Source organism: Dysgonomonas sp. 511 (genome assembly GCF_010501105.1).
Taxonomy (GTDB): domain Bacteria; phylum Bacteroidota; class Bacteroidia; order Bacteroidales; family Dysgonomonadaceae; genus Dysgonomonas.
Genome location: NZ_QVMQ01000026.1, coordinates 57,289 through 78,938 on the forward strand (window position 1 = coordinate 57,289; position 21,650 = coordinate 78,938).

Annotated in this window: 15 protein-coding genes; 4 read left to right on the plus strand and 11 right to left on the minus strand. The window is 43.4% G+C overall.

The window, feature by feature from the left end; all coding sequences use genetic code 11:
• Nucleotides 1–4 precede the first annotated feature (4 nt).
• The 4 genes from D0T57_RS12180 to D0T57_RS12195 all read left to right on the plus strand — a co-directional run bounded on the left by D0T57_RS12180 (nucleotide 5) and on the right by D0T57_RS12195 (nucleotide 5,688).
• A complete protein-coding gene (locus D0T57_RS12180; protein ID WP_163273768.1) occupies nucleotides 5–769 on the plus strand; it encodes an SDR family NAD(P)-dependent oxidoreductase in 765 nt (254 codons plus the stop codon).
• Nucleotides 770–1,000: 231 nt separating this feature from the next.
• Complete coding sequence (locus D0T57_RS12185; protein WP_163273769.1) at nucleotides 1,001–2,428, plus strand: sialate O-acetylesterase; 1,428 nt, start codon at nucleotides 1,001–1,003, stop codon at nucleotides 2,426–2,428.
• Nucleotides 2,429–2,764: 336 nt separating this feature from the next.
• On the plus strand, nucleotides 2,765–4,201 hold the full coding sequence (locus D0T57_RS12190; protein WP_163273770.1) for a tagaturonate reductase: 1,437 nt from the start codon (nucleotides 2,765–2,767) through the stop codon (nucleotides 4,199–4,201).
• The gene (locus D0T57_RS12195) at nucleotides 4,201–5,688 is read left to right on the plus strand and encodes a UxaA family hydrolase (protein ID WP_163273771.1); all 1,488 of its coding nucleotides are present in this window, start codon (nucleotides 4,201–4,203) and stop codon (nucleotides 5,686–5,688) included. Before D0T57_RS12190 ends, D0T57_RS12195 begins: the two co-directional genes overlap by 1 nt.
• 62 nt (nucleotides 5,689–5,750) lie before the next feature.
• Here D0T57_RS12195 and D0T57_RS12200 read toward each other — a convergent pair whose 3' ends face one another.
• The 11 genes from D0T57_RS12200 to D0T57_RS12250 all read right to left on the minus strand — a co-directional run.
• Nucleotides 5,751–8,045 (minus strand): DUF5703 domain-containing protein, encoded by a 2,295-nt coding sequence (locus D0T57_RS12200; protein WP_163273772.1) that lies wholly within the window; start codon nucleotides 8,043–8,045, stop codon nucleotides 5,751–5,753.
• 229 nt (nucleotides 8,046–8,274) lie between these two features.
• A complete protein-coding gene (rhaD, locus tag D0T57_RS12205; protein WP_163273773.1) occupies nucleotides 8,275–9,084 on the minus strand; it encodes a rhamnulose-1-phosphate aldolase in 810 nt (269 codons plus the stop codon).
• Nucleotides 9,085–9,354: 270 nt separating this feature from the next.
• A complete protein-coding gene (gene rhaT, locus D0T57_RS12210; RefSeq protein WP_163273774.1) occupies nucleotides 9,355–10,389 on the minus strand; it encodes an L-rhamnose/proton symporter RhaT in 1,035 nt (344 codons plus the stop codon).
• 117 nt (nucleotides 10,390–10,506) lie between these two features.
• A complete protein-coding gene (locus D0T57_RS12215) occupies nucleotides 10,507–11,763 on the minus strand; it encodes an L-rhamnose isomerase (RefSeq protein ID WP_163273775.1) in 1,257 nt (418 codons plus the stop codon).
• A 26-nt stretch (nucleotides 11,764–11,789) separates the two neighbouring features.
• Nucleotides 11,790–13,271 (minus strand): rhamnulokinase family protein, encoded by a 1,482-nt coding sequence (locus D0T57_RS12220; RefSeq protein ID WP_163273776.1) that lies wholly within the window; start codon nucleotides 13,269–13,271, stop codon nucleotides 11,790–11,792.
• 189 nt (nucleotides 13,272–13,460) lie between these two features.
• Nucleotides 13,461–14,378 carry a helix-turn-helix domain-containing protein gene (locus D0T57_RS12225; protein ID WP_163273777.1) on the minus strand — a complete coding sequence of 306 codons (918 nt, stop codon included), beginning with the start codon at nucleotides 14,376–14,378 and terminating at the stop codon, nucleotides 13,461–13,463.
• A 148-nt stretch (nucleotides 14,379–14,526) separates the two neighbouring features.
• Nucleotides 14,527–16,272, minus strand: a complete 1,746-nt coding sequence (locus tag D0T57_RS12230) for a sodium:solute symporter (RefSeq protein ID WP_163273778.1) — start codon at nucleotides 16,270–16,272, stop codon at nucleotides 14,527–14,529.
• 138 nt (nucleotides 16,273–16,410) lie between these two features.
• Complete coding sequence (locus D0T57_RS12235; protein ID WP_163273779.1) at nucleotides 16,411–18,078, minus strand: ribulokinase; 1,668 nt, start codon at nucleotides 18,076–18,078, stop codon at nucleotides 16,411–16,413.
• Nucleotides 18,079–18,245: 167 nt separating this feature from the next.
• The gene (gene araA / locus D0T57_RS12240; RefSeq protein ID WP_163273780.1) at nucleotides 18,246–19,748 is read right to left on the minus strand and encodes an L-arabinose isomerase; all 1,503 of its coding nucleotides are present in this window, start codon (nucleotides 19,746–19,748) and stop codon (nucleotides 18,246–18,248) included.
• Between the two features lie 92 nt (nucleotides 19,749–19,840).
• Complete coding sequence (locus D0T57_RS12245) at nucleotides 19,841–20,524, minus strand: L-ribulose-5-phosphate 4-epimerase (RefSeq protein WP_163273781.1); 684 nt, start codon at nucleotides 20,522–20,524, stop codon at nucleotides 19,841–19,843.
• 204 nt (nucleotides 20,525–20,728) lie between these two features.
• The coding region (locus tag D0T57_RS12250; protein WP_304487052.1) for a transketolase C-terminal domain-containing protein at nucleotides 20,729–21,650 on the minus strand (922 nt) is incomplete at its 5' end.

The following is a 21,650-nucleotide window of genomic DNA, read 5'->3' on the forward strand; positions in this document are numbered from 1 at the left end:
TACAATGAATAAAATAGAGGAATTATATTCTTTGAACGGGCGGGTTGCCGTTGTCACAGGAGCATCGAGCGGCTTGGGACTGAATCAGGCAATCATGTTGGCAGAATGCGGTGCTAAGGTTTTTGCGCTGAGCCGTTCGGGAAAGCCGAAAGTAGATATAGACAGGGAAATACCCGATACTATTGAGTTTCGGCAAATGGATGTTTCTGACGAACAAAACATAAAAGATGTATTGTCCGATATCGGTACTAATCATGGCATAGATATCCTTGTCAATAATGCCGGAATTACTAAGCGAGTAAAAGCACAGGAGGTAACAACCGAAGAGTGGGACGCTATCCATCAGGTAAACGTTACAGGAGTGTTTAACTGTTGCAAATACGCCTATCTTTATCTCAAAGAATCGCAATATACGGGACGTATTATCAATATTTCGTCTATGGCGTCATATCTTGGCTTTTCGGAAGTAACGCCTTACTGTTCCAGCAAATCGGCTGTACTTGGCATCACCCGCGGACTGGCTGTAGAATGGCGTAACGATAATATTCTGGTCAACTCTGTTTCTCCGGGATGGTTTCCTTCGCAGATGAGCCAACAGGTGATGGACGAAGACCGTAAGCAAAAAATACTCAACCGGATGCCTTTGCACCGGTTTGGCCATCCCGACGAATTATCGCCTATAATCTGCTTCCTGGCATCTGCGGGAGCTAGTTATATCACCGGGCAGGATTTCAGTGTAGATGGAGGAGCGATGGCTTTTGGTTTTTAATGGTAAGAGCCTGTTTAAATTTTAGCGAAAATATTTCTTATAGGTTCTTTAGTATAGTTCTTAGCAACTTTTTTATGCTCTTTTTAGCGTATTTTCCACATTTTACTCTCAGTTTAGCCCGCTAAACCAGCGAGCAAAACACGTAAAATCCATCTAAAAACAGCTATAAAAAAGATTTGCTATAAAATTTAAACAGACTCTAAAAAATAGAAAATATATAAGTAAAGCTTTATGAAAAAAACTATATTCTTACTAGCTGCTATTTTATTTACAGTATTGACGAAAGCAGAATTAAAACTACCTGCTATTTTCGGAAACAATATGATGTTGCAGCAAAACACAGAAGTACAAATTTGGGGATGGGCTGACAAAGGGAAAAAAGTGGAAATAGCACCATCGTGGACTGCCTTACGATATTCGACAAAAGCCGACAATTCGGGCAAGTGGTCTTTACTGATCGCTACTCCTACAGCAAGCAACGAGACATACACCCTGTCGGTCTCGGACGGAAAGGATGTAATAAAATATGAAAACATACTCGTAGGCGAGGTATGGCTTTGCCTCGGCCAATCGAATATGGAAATGCCGATGAAAGGCTTTAAAAACCAACCGATAGAAGGCGGAAACAAGGCTATTTTCAAGTCGAAGAATAAGAATATCCGCTTTATCACCGTAAAGCGTACATCCGAACTGGAACCGCAAAATGATATTATCGGAGAATGGAAAGAAGCTTCGCCCGAAACTGTAAAAGATTTCAGCGCAACAGGTTATTACTTCGGACGCTTGTTGAACGAAATGCTTGACATCCCCGTGGGGCTGATACTTTCTTCGTGGGGAGGATCGTGGATAGAAAGTTGGATGAGCAGGGATATACTTGGTAATGAGTTTAAAGACGTGAAGTTGCCGAACAGCATAGAGGACGTAAAAGAAAAGAACCGCACTCCTACAATGCTTTACAATGGGATGATACACCCGATTAAAGGTTACACGATACAAGGGGCTATTATGTATCAGGGAGAATCGAACTACGACAGGGCAGCCCGGTATCCGGCATTGTTTCAGACATTTGTGAATGAGACACGCCGTATATGGCAGCAAGGCGAATTTCCGTTTTATTATTGCCAAATAGCACCATACAATAATCCTCCAGAAAAACATGGCGACTTCAATGCCGCCTTTTTGCGCGAGGCTCAATATAAATCGGCTCAGGTAATACCCAATTCGGGTATGGTAGTGTTGATGGATATAGGGGAAGAACGTTGCATACATCCACGAAAGAAAGAAGTAGGAGGCGAACGCCTTGCAATGATGGCTCTGGCTAAGACTTATGGCATGACAGGCTTTGCATACGAAAGCCCTACATTCAAAGAAATGGTAATAGAAGAATCGAAAGCCATCTTGTCGTTCGACAACGCACCGATGTGGCTCACCTCATTTGGAAAAGAATTGAAAAATTTTGAAATAGCCGGCGAAGACAAGGTGTTCTACCCGGCAAAGGCTGAGATAAAACGAAGTAAAGTAGAAGTTTCGTCAGATAAGGTAAGCAAGCCTGTGGCTGTACGGTATGCTTTCAAAGACTTTGTAATGGGAGATTTATTCAGCACCGAAGGATTGCCTTTATCTTCGTTCAGGACAGATAATTGGGATGAAGCAAAGTGAATTTGTTTCCCGAAACTTTATCTATATTATTTAATGTACTGATATAACTAGGACAAACGCATGAAATTTATCCAAACTCAATTCGCCCTACAGTAGTCAAAACTGGAATATCATTTTTTCATGCGTTTGCCCTGACTGATATACCGACATAAAACAATGTTCAGAGGAACGGGAAAGAACTACGACCTACTATTGGTCTAAGCAACGAAATACAAAAAAGTAACAATGATAAAATAGCGTTATATATGTTACTTTTGTTACTTTTTTGAGACTTTATTATTTTAATCTTATCTTTATAAATTGGGAACTTGAATGAATTAAAAACAATTAATAATTATGCAGGAATTAAATAGAAAAACAGCACCAAATCAACTACGTCCGGAACGCATTATTCAATTTGGAGAAGGAAACTTCCTTCGCGCATTTGTCGACTGGATTGTGTGGAACATGAACGAAAAGACCGACTTCAACAGCAATGTTGTAGTAGTGCAGCCTATCGCCAACGGGATGGTTGATATGCTTAATGCACAAGATGGTTTATATCACCTTATCCTCAAAGGACTGGACAAAGGCGAAGCAGTATATACCACCCAGTTGATAGACGTTATCAGTCGCGGTTTGAACCCATATACCCAATTCGATGAATATTTGAAACTGGCGGAAAATCCGGATATGCGCTTCATTATATCCAATACCACCGAGGCAGGAATCGCTTTCGATCCTGACAACAAGTTTGAAGACAAACCGGCTAACAGTTATCCGGGTAAACTAGTTCAATTATTGCACCACCGCTTCAAGACATTTAATGGTGCTAAAGACAAAGGGTTTATCATCTTCCCTTGCGAATTGATATTCGAAAACGGTCATGTATTGAAACAATGTATCGACAAATATATCAAGCACTGGAATCTGGGCGACGAGTTCGACAAATGGGTAAAAGAATGTTGCCCCGTATATAGTACGCTTGTAGACCGTATCGTACCGGGCTATCCTCGTGAAACGGCTGCTGAGATAAGAGAAAAAGTAGGCTACAACGATAACTTGCTCGACGAAGGCGAAATCTTCCATCTTTGGGTAATAGAAGCACCTGAAAGCGTAGCAAAAGAGTTCCCTGCCGACAAAGCCGGACTGAATGTGTTGTTTGTACCAAGCGAAGAACCATACCATGAACGTAAAGTAACCTTACTAAACGGTCCTCATACTGTGCTTTCTCCTGTAGGATATCTGTCGGGACTGGATACTGTGCGTGAGTGTGTAGAAGATGAAGTTATAGGTGCTTATGTCCGTAAGGTAATGTTCGACGAATTGCTTCCTACGCTCAACCTGCCAAAGGACGAGTTGGTGCAGTTTTCAAATGATGTACTCGACCGTTTCCGCAATCCTTATGTAAAACATAATGTGACAAGCATTATGCTCAACTCGTTCCCTAAGTTCAAAACGCGCGACCTTCCGGGATTGAAAACTTATCTTGAACGCAAAGGTTCTTTGCCGGCAGGCGTAGTATTGGGTCTTGCGGGAATTATTACCTATTACAAAGGTGGAAAGCGCGGTGATGATACGATCGTTATCCAAGACGACCAGAAGATTGTAGACCTGCTTCAAAACCTTTGGGCTACAGGTTCTACACATCAGGTTGCAGAAGGTGTTCTTGGTGCAGAATTTATCTGGGATGAGAATCTGAATAACATACCGGGACTTACCGATAAAATAACAAACTATCTGGATGCCATACAGCAAAAGGGTATGAAAGAAGTAGTAAAGGAGATACTTTAATGAGTAAATTTATAAAGATAAACCCTGCCGATAATGTCATCGTAGCCATAGATGCTATATCGGCAGGCGAAAAACTATCAGTAGACAATACTGTGTTCACTGTACTCGACGATGTTTCGGCTGGGCATAAAATAGCCTTGCAGGATTTTGCCGCTAATGATAATATCATCAAATATGGCTCTCCGATAGGTCATGCACGCGAGGCTATCAAGCAAGGTGCGTTGGTCAACGAGAAGAATATAAAGACCAACCTCGATGGCGTATTGGAATATAGCTATGTACCGCAGGAAGTTCCTGCTCTCGGTGCCAATGAGAATCTTACATTCAAAGGCTATCGCCGTAAAAATGGCGATGTAGGTATCCGCAACGAGATATGGATTATCCCTACAGTCGGTTGTGTCAATGGTATTATAAACGAGTTGGCAAATGAGCTGAAAAGCGAAACAGGCTGTAAAGGAGTGGATGCCATTGTTGCCTATCCGCATAACTATGGCTGTTCGCAACTTGGCGACGACCATGAGAATACGCGCAAGATACTTCGCGACATGGTGTTGCATCCCAATGTAGGAGCAGTCCTTATCGTAGGGTTAGGTTGTGAAAACAACCAGCCGGATGCCTTTAAAGAAATGCTTGGCGATTATGATACCGACCGTGTGAAGTTCCTGGTTACCCAAAAGGTAGACGATGAACACGAAGAAGGAATGAAGATTCTTCGTGAGCTTTACGACCTGGCTTCGGATGATAAACGAGTGGATGTTCCATTAAGCGAACTGAAAGTGGGCTTGAAATGCGGCGGTTCGGATGGCTTTTCGGGTATTACAGCCAATCCGCTGCTTGGTGTATTCTCCGACTTCCTTGTTGCGCAAGGTGGAACGACAGTCCTTACCGAAGTTCCGGAGATGTTCGGTGCAGAAACCATCCTTATGGGACGTAGCGAAAACAAAGATGTATTCGATAAGACAGTCCACCTGATAAACGACTTTAAGGAGTACTTTATACAGAACAAACAACCGATATATGAGAACCCTTCACCGGGCAACAAAGCCGGAGGGATATCCACTTTGGAAGAGAAGTCGCTGGGTTGTACCCAGAAGTCTGGTACATCGAAGGTGAAAGACGTTCTGATGTATGGCGACCGCTTGAAAACTAAGGGCTTGAACTTGTTGAGCGCTCCGGGTAACGACCTTGTGGCAAGTACTGCTTTGGCTTCTACTGGATGCCATATTGTATTATTCACAACAGGGCGTGGAACGCCATTCGGAACCTTTGTGCCAACCATGAAGATATCGACGAACAGCAACCTGTATAACCATAAGCAAAACTGGATAGACTTCAATGCCGGCACTCTACTCGAAGGCGAAAGCATGGAAGACTTAGGCAAACGCTTTGCTCAATATATCATAGATGTTGCCAATGGCGAGCAAGTGAATAATGAAAAGAAGAATTACAGGGAAATCGCGATATTTAAAACTGGCGTCACCTTATAATCGTACCTTATATCAGGCCATAGCCGGTAAGAATCAGCTTTCTTATTGGCTATAGCTTTCTCTCATTTACTCCGTATGGCATCTACGATAACAATATCTTTTGCCCTCTGTTCCGGAACGACTTTAAGTAATTGGATCTGACCCTTTTCGTATCTGCATTCCACAATGGTGTTATATGGTGCATGCAGTTTGAAATGTACATCCCACTCCTTAGGCCATGCAGGCAACAGAAATAGTTTATAGCCATCGGTTTGCAATAGCATTTCCTGCAAAGCAATCATGCCCGAACCACCCCAGTTATGATCGGGTGTCCAGTCGAATCCGGGTCCCCAGAATACAGGGAATCGGGTTTCTGCACTTTGCAATTTCCCGGCAACGAGGCCTTTTGCATCATCTGTTAATCCTAGCCGGGCAGCCCAGATAGCATCTTGTTTCCAGCCTATATGGCTTCTGAACTTGACCACATCGAGGTCGTATTTCCATGTATTACGGGCAACCTCCAGATTGTCTTTGCCTATACCGTATATACCCCACGGAAACACAGGATATAGCTGCGGAGTTTCGGTATTGTTTATCCGTTCCCAAAGCCATGCCGGAGCAATGGTTTCGTGTCCATCTATCCGCCTTGTCTTTATATCGGGTATTCTGGATAAGAACGTTTCGAAATACGCCTGCTTAGTACTGTCTGCACCAAAAGACTGCGATTCCAGCAAGCGAGACGTTACTACTTTCAGGGCGGCTATGGTAGAAGAAGCATTATAAGCCATCTTGTAGGTTTCGCAGGCAGAACCGGGATATAAGACCAGCTTGCCTTGTTCATCAAAGACTTTACGCCCTCTCTCTCGTGCCAGATATTGGTAATGCTCGTCGAAGAAGCGGAGGGTACTTTCTATCAAAGGCAGGTATTCGGAGATATCCTTCCCTGTATATCGTTCCTGTTCCAGAATCATAAAACAGAACTCCAAAGCCGTATCCCACTGGTATTCGAGCCAGGCATTATATTCCATTCCCTTGTCGTAGCTTTCGGGACGCTTCCATCCATATTCGCTAGGATTGGGCAAACCGAAATTCTCGATCTGCTCGGTAAAACAAGCCCCTTTGTGCCCCCAGTAAACTTGGCTTCTCAACTCAGCCGCAGGTAGTATCCGTTGGTAGAAGTCGAACTGCGGTTTCATCATATCGAAGTCGCCGCTCCGCAACATCGGGAAATATACCAAACGCTGATTCTGAGCCGTATGTGTACCTCCTCCCCATTTGCGAAAATCAGGTGTAAACCTGAATGTTGTATCTGTATGGTAAGGGTCGTAAGTAAACAGTCCGCCATTAAACTTTGTAGGGTAATCGCCACGGGCGTTGCATCCGAGCATATAACGGAAAAGCTGGTAATTACGGGCTATCTCCCATGCCTTATCATCTTCCTGCGAAGTAATATGGATGAAGCTGCGGCTCCAGAAATCAGTCCACCACTTCTTGTTTTCTTTCAGGTTAGAGGCAATGGGTTTTTCTACAGCCTTTTTCCAGTCTTCGATATCAGTATTCTGTGCCGTATGCAACCGTATCTTTATTTTAAAGCTTTTTAGAGGCTTCTCGCTTTCCAACTTCCATGCTCTGAAACCGGTACCGGCATAATTACCATCGGAAATGCCGGCAGTTTTGAATCCTTTAGCTTCGACCGTTCCTCCGAAGATAAGGTTCTCCAACGGATTGAATATCCGGCCTTTTACACTTTCCAACCCTTGTTGCGCTACTGTGGTATCGAACACCGTTTCTCCCTTATTCTGATGATAGAAGCATATCTTATTACTATCAAAGAAAACCTCATCCTTCTTTGTCGATAACCCTTTGGGGGCAGCCCACTTGTATGAGTTTTGGTTACTTTCGCTTTTTCTCAGCAAGAGGTCTTCATAGCGCCAGTTTTCATAGAACACCTCAGCTTTCAAGGCTTTGTTATTCGAAATATCGACATTGACAACAGGGTTGGATACATCGACCCAAATATGGGCTTTTACCTCCGTATTATCGCTTTTCCCGGTAATATATATGCCGCCATCCTCCAAATTAAGAGTCTGCCTAAATATACCCTCAAAGGGATTTGGCGTAAGGCGCACGCGCACGCGACCAAGCTTGAGCAAGGTGTTGTTTTCGTCGAATGTACCGCTACGGGAAATATAGAACAATATATCTCCGTTTTCGGTCCATACATTCAGCCCTATATCGCCACCACCGCAAGGCATACTTTCACTCGAATTTGCGCTTTGCGTATCCCATGTTATGTTATAGCCGGCAACGGATTGGGCCGATAAAGTAACACCTATGCAAAGGAATACTAATGTTGTATATAGGTATATTCGTTTCATTTTTAGTTATGGTGTTACTTTTTATTCCAATTAAATCACCATATATCAATTATTTACATTTCAAAAAGTAACAAAAGTAACACATATAACGCTATTTTCTCATTGTTACTTTTTTCACTTTCCTTCAATTGGCATATCAGCATATTAAAATAATATAGATAAAATTACAGAAAGAAAATCACTCTAACGCGCTTCTTTTCTGTAATTTTATCCAATAAAAAACAACGCTTTACTTCGGCAGATTGAAAGCATCCCTTAACGCTTCCATATCCTTCATACTTGTACCTTCCGGTTCGAAGCCCATAGACTTCGCAGTAAGGTATATTTGCGCCGATTTCGATAACGTATCCACCATATCAAAAGCCTCCATTATATTCTCGCTTACTGAGCAAACCCCATGTTTTTCCCACATTACCACATCATATTCTTTCAGCATTTCCACTGTGGCATCGGCCAGTTCCATCGAACTAGGCATTTTGTAAGGGATAATACCAAGCCCTTTCGGACAGAAAGCGCGTGTCTCGGGTATCATACTCCAAAGCAGGTAAGTAAGTTTATCTTTTTCGAGAAAAGCGGGATTATGCGTCATCGCTATCAGGTCGATAGGATGTGTATGTAAAGCAGCCTTGTAACCCGAACCTACACTTATCTGATAATTGTGCATCGACAGGTGCGATGGCAATTCCGATGTAGGTTTCACAGGATTGTCGGCTATAATTACATAGCTGGCGCAATCGTCCAATATACGGATTACCGATCCATTGTCCATCGGCCAGCGTGCAAGGTCGCGCATACGCCTGTTAGTTCCTTTACAAAAAAAGTAACATCCTTTCAGATGTGGCAATGGCTTGCCTATCTGGAATACTTCGCTGATCGGTTTCATTGCCTTTATTTCATCATCTATTACATCTGTAATATTGATGGTGATGTTGCCGCCATTGCGTTCTGCCCAACCTTTTTGCCAAAGGTAGCCTGCAACTTCGGCTACTTCGTTGATGCGTTTGGCGAGTTCAGGGCGATTATCTAATATTGATTTCATAAAATATTGGCCCCTCCAACCTCCCCAATGGGCAGGCTTTCTGGGATTTAGTTTTTAATAATTAATTATTCCAATTTAGTCAGAGCCTGTTTAAATTTTAGCGAAAATATTTCTTATAGGTTCTTTAGTATAGTTCTCTCGGTTTAGCCCGCTAAACCAGCGAGCAAAACACATAAAATCCATCTAAAAACAGCTATAAAAAAGATTTGCTATAAAATTTAAACAGACTCTAAATATTCTGTTCTATTCCCCCTTCGGGGGTTAGGGGGCTCATTTCAATACCTGAGGCAAGATAATGGAAATTATCAGAACTACCAATCCGGCAATGAGTACCATAATTGTTTTCTGTCCCGAGCCTTTCCATTCTTTCAGTATAATACCCCACAAGTTACTGAATATTACATTCAACGACATCAGTATGCTCCACGAAAATGCCATCATTACGCTGCCCGGCTCGAAGAAGCTTTGACCGATACCCAAACCAAAGAATTGCGAGTACCACAAAAGCCCTGCCAAGGCACAGAATATAAGATTATTGACCCAGGTAGAACCCGAAGCTCTTGTATAATCACTAAACGTCTTATTCTTATAATTCTGGAAAAGGCAATAGCAGGCATTTGTAATAAATCCGCCTATTGTCACCAATAGGATAACTGGGTTTAATACAAGAAGTTCGTTTGCTCCAAGGCTGGCCAGATGCGCTTTGATAGGCGCGCCGGCTTCGAGCCCCAGATTGAAACAGGCGCTCATCACCCCTGCCAGCAAAGCGATAAGGATACCTTTTTTCAAGGCAAAATCTTTTACGGCTTTCTTCTTTTCTTCTTCCGACATGTTTTTCGACTTCAATGCTCCGGCATAGCCAATGATGGCGATCCCAGCAATAGCGATACTCACACCGATGAGAAGAATCAGCCCGTCACCCGAAAACAGGTTTTGCCCTGCAAGGATAGCAGGAATCAGTGTACCGAAAGCCGAGCAAGTACCCAAAGCAAGCGATTGCCCCAAAGCTACGCCAAGATAGCGCATACTAAGCCCGAAAGTAAGACCTCCGATACCCCAGAGAACCCCGAAGCCTATGGCTTTCAATGCACCTTCGTCGGCTGCAGACCAGACCTCTATCAGCGAAGTGCCGGAAGGCAGAGCCAGCAATGCTCCCAGAAAAGGGAACAGCAACCAAGCGAAAACGCCTTGAGTAAGCCAGAAGCATTCCCAAGACCAATCTTTCACTTTCTTTATCGGCACATAGGAACTCGATTGCCCGAAACTGCCTATGGCGATAATAATTAATCCTATGATTGTATTCATGTTTGTTAAATCCACCTCCCCCTTCCCCCTCCAATAGGAGGGGAGATATGGAGAGTATTTTAATCATTTTTATTTTCTTTTTATACTCCTCCCCTTTTGGGGAGGCCGGGAGGGGCGTTATCTCTTAGAAGTTACGTCTCTTTCGTACTGCTGTATTTCACCGATATAGTCTTCACCAACTGCAATATTGTTTTTCAAGCAGAAATAATCCCACACTGCGTTCCAAGGCAGACCTTTGGCTTCTTCAAGAAGTGCTAGGCGTTCGAAGTACTGGCCGTTAGCTTCGTATTCGCGAAGTTTGGCAAGAGGTTCGAGTAATCCTTGCAGGAATGCTTTTTGAGTAGAACGGATACCGATCACATAAGCACCGATACGGTTGATAGAAGCATCGAAGAAGTCAAGACCGATGTGTACTTTGCCTAGAGCATCGGCACGAACGATTTCTTTTGCCAAATCAGTAGTTTCGTCATTCAACAGAACAACATGATCTGAATCCCAACGTACAGGGCGGCTCACATGAAGCATAATTTCAGGGGTGAACAACAGTAAAGAAGAAATCTTATCGGCAACGCTTTCAGTCAAATGGAAGTGTCCCATATCCAGAGTAACCATCTTTTGTTTCTTAGCTCCATAACCAAGATAGAAATCGTGTGAACCTACTGTATAGCTTTCGAGAGCAATACCGAATAGTTTAGATTCGATACAGTCTTTCATATTCTTATATTCCTGAGCAAATATTTGATCCAAAGAGTTCTCTAATAATGAACGGTATAAATAACGGTTTACAGTCAGGTCTTTCGATCCATCGTGTACCCATATGTTCATAATACACGGATCGTTTTGGAATTTACCCATTTCTTCTGAGATAGCACGGCAACGTTTTGTATGCTCGATCCAGAAATCACGGATAGATTTATCTGGGTTAGCCAAAGTAAGGTCGCCGCTTTTTGGGTGTCCGAAAGATGTAGAGTTGAAGTCCAGTTTCAGATTTCTTTCTTTTGCCCATTGCATCCAGCTGGTGAAATGAGAAGCATCTACCTGATCACGGTCAACAACCTTACCTTGGAAGTCTCCATATATCTCATGCAGGTTAAGGCGATGGTCTCCACCCACCAATGTTTGCACCTTTTCTATATCGGCACGCAGCTCGTCTATATTGCGGGCTTTACCCGGATAGTTTCCTGTTGCCTGTATGCCGCCTCCACCCATGTTGCCAAGGTTTTCGAAGCCTGTAACATCATCAGCCTGCCAGCAGTGGATAGACACCTGTATCTTTTGCAGTTTCTCCAGAGCGGCATCTACATCTACCCCGATAGAGGCATAACGCTCTTTTGCTATTTCATACGATTTTTGTACTAGTTCATTTTTCTTCATGGTTGTATTGTTTAAAGATTTAATTATCATTTGATTAAAGAAAGGAAAAGCTGATACTTCTCATTCCATTGTTCCGAATCCTGCGGATTGAACACATCGGGACTAACGCTGCAACGTATGACATTCCTTATCTCCTGTAAAGAGCTGACAAGCCCTGCTCCTTTTGCCTGCATCATAATATTACCGATAGCCGTAGCTTCACCCGGACCTGCGACAACAGGGATGCCGATGGCATTTGCCGTCATTTGGTTCAATAGCTTATTATGTGATCCGCCACCTATCACATGCAGTTTTTCGATAGGGAAAGGAGCTACTTTTTGTAGGCATCCCAATACATATTTATACTTCATGGCTAGGCTGTCGAAGATGCAGCGGATAAAGTCGGCTTCCGACTGGGGTACTCTTTGTCCTGTCTTTTCACAGAACGCGACAATAGCTTTTGTCATACTTCCAGGATTCGCCAAAGAAGCATCGTCAGGATCTACAAAAGACTGGAATCCTGCGACCGAACCCGAAAGGGCTACAATCTCAGGATATGTGAATGTTTTGCCCTCCGCTTCCCATTCCTTGCGGCATTGTTCGAGCAGCCACATACCTGTAATATTTTTCAGGAAACGCACTGTGCCGTCAACTCCTCCCTCGTTGGTAAAGTTGAGGTTGAAAGAGTCTTCGTTTATAATAGGGTCGTCTACTTCTATTCCCATCAGCGACCATGTGCCCGAACTAAGATATGCGAAGTTCTTATTCTCGGCAGGAACCGATACCACAGCTGAGCCTGTATCGTGTCCGGCGACAGCTATCACCGGTATTTGATTTAAGCCACATTCATTGGCAAGGCTTTCCGTCAACGTCCCTATTACCTGCCCCGGCATAACCACAGGAGGAATAAGCGATGTTTTCACATCCATCGCTTCCAATAATGATCCTTCTACCTGTTTGGTATTAGGGTTCAGAAACTGGGAAGTAGATAGTATTGTATATTCGCAGACTTTCTTGCCTGTAAGCAAATAAGATAACGCATCGGGCATAAAAAGTATTTCCTTTGCGTTTTTCAATGCTGATGAGCCTTCTTTCTTTGCTGCATATAATTGGAACAGGCTATTGAAATTCATTATCTGGATTCCTGTCAGGTCATATACCTCTTTACGGGAAAGAATCTTGTCGAAATATTCTTCGGGCATACCCACTGTATAAGGGTCACGATAGCATCGTGCCGTACCAAGGATTGAGCCATCCTCGCCTAAATAGACAAAATCGACACCCCACGTATCGATACCGATGGCATCTATCTTTATATTCTGAGATGCTGCTGCTTTCAACCCGTCTTTCAGGGCATCGAACAAGGCAAAGATATCCCAGTAATATTTGTCGTGGATACGGATAATCTTGTTCGGGAAACGTGTCAGTTCTTTCAACTCGAGTTTGCCATTAGTCAGCGAGCCGATGATACTACGCCCACTGGTAGCACCAATGTCGAATGCTAGAAAATTGTGTGTGTTATAGTTCATGATATTTTATTTCTGAGATACAAAATTAAAACAGAAATAAAATATATAATTTATGATTATGATATAATGATTTTATTTTTTGACACTATTCAATATTAAAAAAAAAATCACAACACCGATTTATAGCACAATATAAACGACCCATAAAACAAACAACTCAATAAATTGACACTACATATTTTCACACCCCTACTCTTTTTCCGTCTGCATCGGCAAATTCTGCCCCTGTGTAAACTCCCTGTACTTAAATGGAGTCATTCCTGTCTTCTTTTTAAATAATGTACAAAAATAATCGGGGTTTTCGAAACCTATTTCATAAGCAACTTCTTGGCTGGGCATATCCGTGTTGGTCAACAATTCCTTTCCTTTCTGTATGCGCAACTCTATAATATACTGAGAGGGCGAAAACCCTGTATATTGCTTAAAAATACGGCGAAACCATGAATAGCTCATATTCAGCTTCGAGGCTATTTCTTCGGGTGTGATTTGCGTATAAAGATTGTCGAGAATGATAACTTTCGCCTTATTTATTTGTTTTGTGGCTTTCATTTCTTCGAAAGAGGATTGTTTATCGTACGAATAAGCATACCCCAGAAGCAGGTTGACTACGCCCGCCAGCATTTGCTGAAACCCGAATTTCTGCTCTTTGGCGGCATCAATAGCCAGCTTATACAATTGAACGATATCTTGCTGAATACCTACGTTAAATATGGGTTTCTGATCGCTAAAAAAACCTTTATCAATACGGTTATCTATATTTACACCTTTAAAGCCTATCCAATACTCATCCCAACCTACCGCCTTATCGGGCTGGTAACTATGCCACTCGCCCGGAAAAAGCAAAAACATTTTACCTTCCGAAACATCTATTGCCTTGCAATTCCCCGAAATAAATTTGCCTCTGCCTTCGGTTATATAAATCAGTTGGTATTCTTCCAGTACCCGCCCCTTCTCGGTAGAAAAAAGATAGCGAGTAGGGTGGTTTTGGGGAGGATACGGCTCTCCGGGTTTTATATGCTGGAATCCTACGGAATTAACTGTTAGTCCCCACTGGATATCCCTCTCATTTGTAATAAGATATTTTATATGTACAGAATCTTTTTTCATAATAAATTCTCTTTAATACAAAGATACCAATCAGCATTTATAACCATAACAAATAAAACAAAATAAAAATTTCCTCCAAGACATTAGCCTTGAAGGAAATTTTGATTGTAAATAAGGTATATTATTAAGCTATTTACAGCTAAAATGCTTACCAGAAATACCAGTAGAACAACCCGCAAAGGGCAACCACACCAAGCGATGCGATAACATCCCATTTGTTCCAGCTCTTACCGATGAGTTTCTTATAGTCGTCGGTAAAGGTAATAGCTTCTATTTGCTGAGCAGTAGGCTTCTTTGTGAAGAATGATACTACCACCATCAGCAATACGATGAATACAAGCAGCCATATCTCGAAAATCAGCCAGTTGGTTTGCCAGAACCATGCTGTAGCTTCCCAAAGGCCGCCCTCCATTACAGCCTTACCTGTATCTGTGAAAATATTAGTCAGCAAGCGAGCCATACCGATAAGGAACCCTACTATCATACCTACTTCGCCTGCCTTTGGCGTAATCCTCTTAGAGAATATACCCAACGCAAATACTGCTACCATTGCAGGAGCGAGCAGCGATTGGATGCCTTGCAGATAGTCGTAAAGGCTGCCGAGGCTCATCATAATAGGTATCCATACGATACCAAGTACTACTACTACAATAGTTGCAACACGGCCTACTAATACGTATGTAGCTTCGCTCTTATTCTTAAACATCGGTTTATAGAAGTCCTCGGTAAACAGCGTAGCACACGAATTGAAGAATGCAGCCAAAGAGGCAACCAGTGCCGATATAAATCCGATAGTAACAATACCTTTCACTCCGGCCGGCAATACGAACTTAACCATAGAACCGAATGCTGTATCAGGATCGTCTAAAGTGAAACCGCTATCGGGACGTGCTGCCAGCGCAGCAGCTACCATACCCGGTATCAGGAACATGAATACAGGCAACAGTTTGAAATACCCGGCAGCAATAGTACCTCTGCGTGCGCGTTTCATCACTACATCGTTATCTTCACCTTTGCGTTGTCCGAGTACACGTTGAACGATATGTTGGTCGGTACACCAATACCAGAAACCGATAATGGATGCTCCGATAAATACCCAAAAGGCCGGATATTCATCATAAAGCGGGTCGCCCGTATTGAAGTGGAACATATGGTTTGTACCATACGCAACGCCATCAGCGCCTACGTTTTGTGTTTTAGCAAATTCCATCATCGCAGTCCAACCCTCGGTAATGCTGCCACCGCCAAGAGCGGATAGCCCCAAGAAAAGCACGAGGAACGAACCGAGAATAAGTATAGGAGTTTGAATAGCCGACAAAGTCATCACACCCTTCATACCTCCCAAAACAGTAAAGATACCCGTCAATACGATCAGGCCGATAGCCCCGTACCAGAATGGCAGGCCAAGAAGGCTCTCCATAAAGATACCACCGGTAAATGCCGTCACACTCACTTTGGTCAGCACATATGCGATGAGAGTGATGATAGAAAGCCACGAGCCCGTTTTGGGTGTGTAACGATACTTAAGGAAATCGGGCATTGTGATGATTTTACCCATCTTATTGTTCATAAGTTGGTAAAACGGCACAAAAAGCCATCCGAGAATCAAGATCATCCAGCCTTGCATCTCCCAGTGCGCCATACCTACGCCGGATTTGGCGCCTGTACCGGCAAGTCCTACAAGATGCTCGGAACCGATGTTTGCGGCAAAGATAGCAGCACCGATAATGTACCAAGGTTCGCCTTTACCGAAGAGATAGTCTTCGCTATTGGCTCCCTGCTGCAAGCGCTTGTCTTTTTGTATCGAACGCCAGACAGCCCATGTTACCGCCAATATCCCGACTGCGAGAACCACCCAGTCGAGCCAAATAAATTCATGTGAATTCCAGTTCATAGTATATTTTAAATTAAAAAATTAAGAATTAAAAATGAAAAAGTTTAGAATTTGATAAGCAAAAAGTAGAATCCAGAAAGTTAGCCTTTACTTTTGTCGCTTTGTACAATTTTTCATTCTTCATTTTTAATTTTTCATTTATTGAAATAATTCTGTTTCAGTAAACTTGCCAAGTTTTTGGTATTTGGCATATAGTTTCATATAAACCTCATGTTTAGCCATATCCGGTTGATATTCGTGAGAGAAACCTTGCCCCATCGCCTTTTGAGCAGCATATATATCGGCGTGGACTCCTGCTACTACCGAAGCGAACATTGCTGCACCAAAGGCACAAGCCTGATCCGATTTTGCTACCTTGATAGGCATTCCCAATACGTCTGCCAATGTTTGCATTACCAATGGAGATTTTTGAGAGATTCCGCCAATACCGATTACGCTGTCTATCTCGATTCCATTTTCGAGGAAGCGGTCGATAATCGCTTTCGAACCGAAAGCAGTAGCCTCTACCAAAGCCTTGAAGATAAGAGGTGCAGAACTACCCAGGTTCAAACCTGAGATAGTACCCTTCACCAACTGGTTGGCATCCGGTGTACGGCGTCCGTTCATCCAGTCTATAGCCAATGCCGAACTTTCGGTAGTCGGTATCTTCAATGCAGCTTCCGACAATGCCGGAATCATTTTATCCAAAGCTTCTTCTATCAGTTTATCTTTTGTTGCCTGATCTACCAACGAAGAATTCTTCAATATATTCTCAAATGGCCAAGCTAATACATTCTTGAACCAGGCATATATATCGCCAAATCCGGATTGTCCGGCTTCGAGCCCAATCATTCCCGGAATAACCGAGCCATCTACTTGTCCGCAAATACCCGGAATCAGTTTGCCGTGCATATCATCATAAGGCACTACCATAATATCGCAAGTAGATGTTCCGATGACACGCACGAATGCTTTAGGCCCTATTTCAGCACCTACTGCACCCATATGGCAATCGAAAGCCCCTACTCCAACTGCGACGTTGGTAGTAAGTCCCAATCTGTCGGCCCACTCTTGTGTAAGGTTGCCCACCTTCACATCACTTGTATATGTTTCGTGGAACAACCTGTCTCTGAATCCTTTCAATTCTGGAGCTATTTCTATAAGGAAATCTTCTGTAGGCAATCCGTCCCATTCTTTCAGCCACATTGCTTTATGACCTGCTGCACAACGGCTACGGATGATATCAGCAGGTTTTGTAGTACCTGTAATCAAGGCTGGCATCCAGTCGCAATGCTCTATCCAGCTATACGCATCGCCGACTATCGACTTGTCTGCTTGCAGTACATGGGCAATCTTAGCCCACACCCATTCGCTGGAATAGATACCACCTTCGTAAGCTGTATAATCAATAGGCCATTTGGCTGCTATCTCGTTTATCCTGGCTGCTTCTTTTGTTGCAGTATGGTCTTTCCAAAGAATGAACATCGCATTCGGGTTTTCGGCGTACTCGGGACGCAAAGCCAGTATATTACCATCTTTATCGATAAGAGCAGGAGTAGAACCCGTTGTATCAAACGACATTCCCACTACTGCTTCTGCTGTTCCGGCCGGCGATTTGCTCAATGCCTCTTTTACCGATTCTTCGAGAGCTTCTATATAATCGAGAGGATGTTGCCTGTATTGGTTGCTTTGAGGGTCGCAATATTGCCCTTGCATCCAACGTTTATAATATTTCACCGATGAGGCTATCTCTTTTCCGGTTTGTGCCTCTATGATTACGGCACGACAGGAATCTGAACCATAATCAAGACCGATTGTATATTTCATATTTATATTGTTAAAATCCAGCCCCTTAATCCCCAAAGGGGAATTTTCAAAAGCCATTATAATATTCTATCATCTTTCCCCTTTTTCATTTAATTCCCCCTTGGGGGTCAGGGGGCTAAAAAAAATTAGGTACTGTAAATAATCACTACTCACAGTACCCCAGAACCTTAATTTAACGATTTATTTAATAAGTAGTACACTTCGTTTACTTTCAATTCGAATTTAAAGCTATCGAACGTCGTATTCTTGTCGATAACCAGCATTTCTATATCTGCTATTTCGGCATAGTCGCGCAACATTTCTGTTGTCACCGAATAGGAGAAACTAGAGTGGTGAGTACCTCCTGCAAGAATCCATGCACCTGCTCCGACCTCAAGGTCAGGCATTGGCTTCCACAAGGCACAGGCAACAGGAAGCTTAGGTAATGCTTTAGGTTCCCTTACTTCAACCTCGTTTACAATCATGCGGAAGCGGTTGCCCATATCTACGATAGTAGCTGCGACTCCTTCGCCTTTGTGAGCCTGGAATACAAGGCGCGCACATGTGCTGGCATCGCCGATTCCAAGGAAATGCACTTCGATACGCGGTTTCGTACCTGTAATATCAGGGTTGATTTCCAACATATGCGATTGTAGGATAGTACTGTTCTCGCCATCGAAGTTCAGCGTATAGTCTTCGAGGAACGATTGTCCACCCGGAAGACCTTGCCCCATCACCCACATTGTGCGTACGAGAGCAGCCGATTTCCAGTCGCCTTCGGCTCCGAACCCGTAACCTTCGGCCATTAAGCGTTGGGAAGCAAATCCCATCAACTGCTTCATGCCTTCAAGTTCGTTGAAGCTTGTAGTAAAGCCTTTCGCTCCTTTTTCTTGCAGGAAGCGGCGAAGACCTATTTCCTGAGCCGCAGCATCGCGTACGAACTGGTGTTTTTCTCCACCTTTCTTGCAATCTTCGGCAAAGTCATATATTTTTTCGTATTCGGCTATAGTAGCATCTATTTCGGCATCGGTTACAGCTTCTACATACGGAACTAATGTTGCGATAGGGGCATTGTCTACATGGTAACCCAAACGTATTTCGGCTTCCACTTTATCTCCGTCTGTTACAGCCACATTGTTCATATTGTCGCCAAAACGGATGATAAGCATATCCTGAGCATCTGCCCAACCCGCACAAACGCGCATCCAGTTGGCTATTTTGGTTTGAACTCCGTCTTCTGTCCAGTGTCCGACTACAACTTTCCTGTTTTTGCGCATACGGCTTACAATGTGCCCGAACTCGCGGTCGCCATGTGCCGACTGGTTGAGGTTCATAAAGTCCATATCAATCTCGTTCCAAGGTATTTCCTTATTGAACTGAGTATGTAGGTGAAGCAATGGTTTTTTATAGTTTTTCAATCCATGAATCCACATTTTGGCAGGAGAGAAAGTATGCATCCATGTGATAACACCGATACATTTATCATCACCGTTAGCATCTGAAAAAGCTTTAGCAATCTCAGCAGAAGAGTTGACAGTACCTTTATATACAACTTTTACTGGCAATTTGCCCGAATCGTTCAACCCTTTTACCATTTGAGACGAATGAGAGTCTACTGCTACAACAGCATCTCCACCATATAATAACTGTGCTCCGGTTATAAACCAAACTTCTAAATCTTTAAAATCCATGATATTATATTAATTAAAAGTTAAAAACTAAAAATGAAAAATTCCGTGTTTTATTCTCTGTTTTGCATTATTGGCATATTTTCGAATTGTTGTCATTGCCCGTAATACGCACCTGGGCCGTGCTTCCTGAAAAAATGCTTCTTGATAAGTTCGTCATTCATTTTCAACTGCGGATTGATATTGAACGATATAAATGCCATCTTGGCAACCTGTTCCATTACCACAGCGTTGTGAACTGCATCGTGTGCATTCTTTCCCCACGAGAAAGGCCCGTGATTATTTACCAATACCCCGGGAGTGTAGTCGGCATTGAGGTCTTTAAAACGCTCTACGATAACATTCCCTGTCTCAAGTTCATATTTTCCTTCCACTTCTGCCTTAGTCATTTGGCGGGTACAGGGAATCATATCCTTGAAATAGTCTGCATGTGTAGTGCCTATATTGGGAATATCGCAACCCGCCTGCGCCCACGATGTGGCGTAAGTAGAATGCGTATGAACGACCCCTCCAATATTAGGAAATGCTTTATACAAAACCAGATGTGTAGCCGTGTCGGACGAAGGTTTTAGCTTCCCTTCCACTATATTGCCCTCAAGGTCGAGCACAACCATATCTTCAACTTTCATGGTATCGTACGAAACACCCGAAGGTTTTATCACTACTAATCCTTTTTCACGGTCTATAGCACTTACATTACCCCAGGTAAAAATAACAAGCCCGTGTTTTACCAAATCCAGATTGGCATCGAATACTTCTTTTTTTAATGACTCTAGCATATGATAATAGATGAATAAGCAAATAAGTGTATCAATTACACTTGCAATATTAGTAATAAGTGTGCAAATAAACACTTACGTATGCTATGTTGTAAAACATATTTTAGAACAAAAAAACTCCAGACAGAGAAAGAGAGCCTATAACCCTCTTTCTCAAAACATTAACACAACCCCACTTTCATTCAAAAAAATATCAAACAAAGCTTACTTAACCAACTTCTTCACCTGATTATATACATTCTCCGGAGTGAATCCTAACTTTTCATCAAGCACTTTATACGGAGCCGAGAATCCGAAGGATTGCATGCCCCATACTTTGCCGTTGTCGCCAACCAGCCCTTGCAGGGTGACAGGCAGTCCGGCGGTCAGCCCGAATTTTTTCTTATCTTTCGGCAATACGCTCTCCTGATAAGCTGCCGGTTGTGTGCGGAACAGACCTTCGGACGGTACAGAGACGACACGGGTCTTTATGCCGTCTGCCTTGAGCAGCTTGGCTCCGTCTACCAGTGTCGATACTTCCGAGCCGGAAGCGAGGAGGATAACGTCGTAGCCTTCATCTTCTTGTACGATGTATGCACCTTTTTCTGTCTGTAGGGCTTCGTTGTAGCGGTTGGTAGCGGCTGGCAGGTCGTTGATGTTCTGCCGCGAGAAGATAAGTCCTGTAGGAGTTGATTTATTCTCCATAGCCATCTTCCAGGCTACTGTAGCTTCGGTTACGTCTGCCGGACGCAAAACGAGCATGGAATTGCGCCCGTGATGGTTCTGGAGTTTTTCCATCAGGCGTATCTGTGCTTCTTGTTCTACCGGTTCGTGGGTTGGGCCGTCTTCGCCAACGCGGAACGCGTCGTGTGTCCAGATGAACTTAACTGGCAGTTCCATCAGGGCAGCCAGGCGGATGGCCGGTTTCATATAGTCGGAGAACACGAAGAAGGTAGCGCAGGCAGGTACGATTCCGCCATGCAGGCTCATACCGATGCACAGGCAAGCCATAGTCAGTTCGGAAACTCCTGCTTGCAGGAATGCTCCAGAGAAGTCGCCTTTTTGCATGGCGTGTGTTTTCTTGAGGAAGCCGTCGGTCTTGTCCGAGTTCGACAGGTCGGCCGAAGAGACTACCATGTTCTCTACT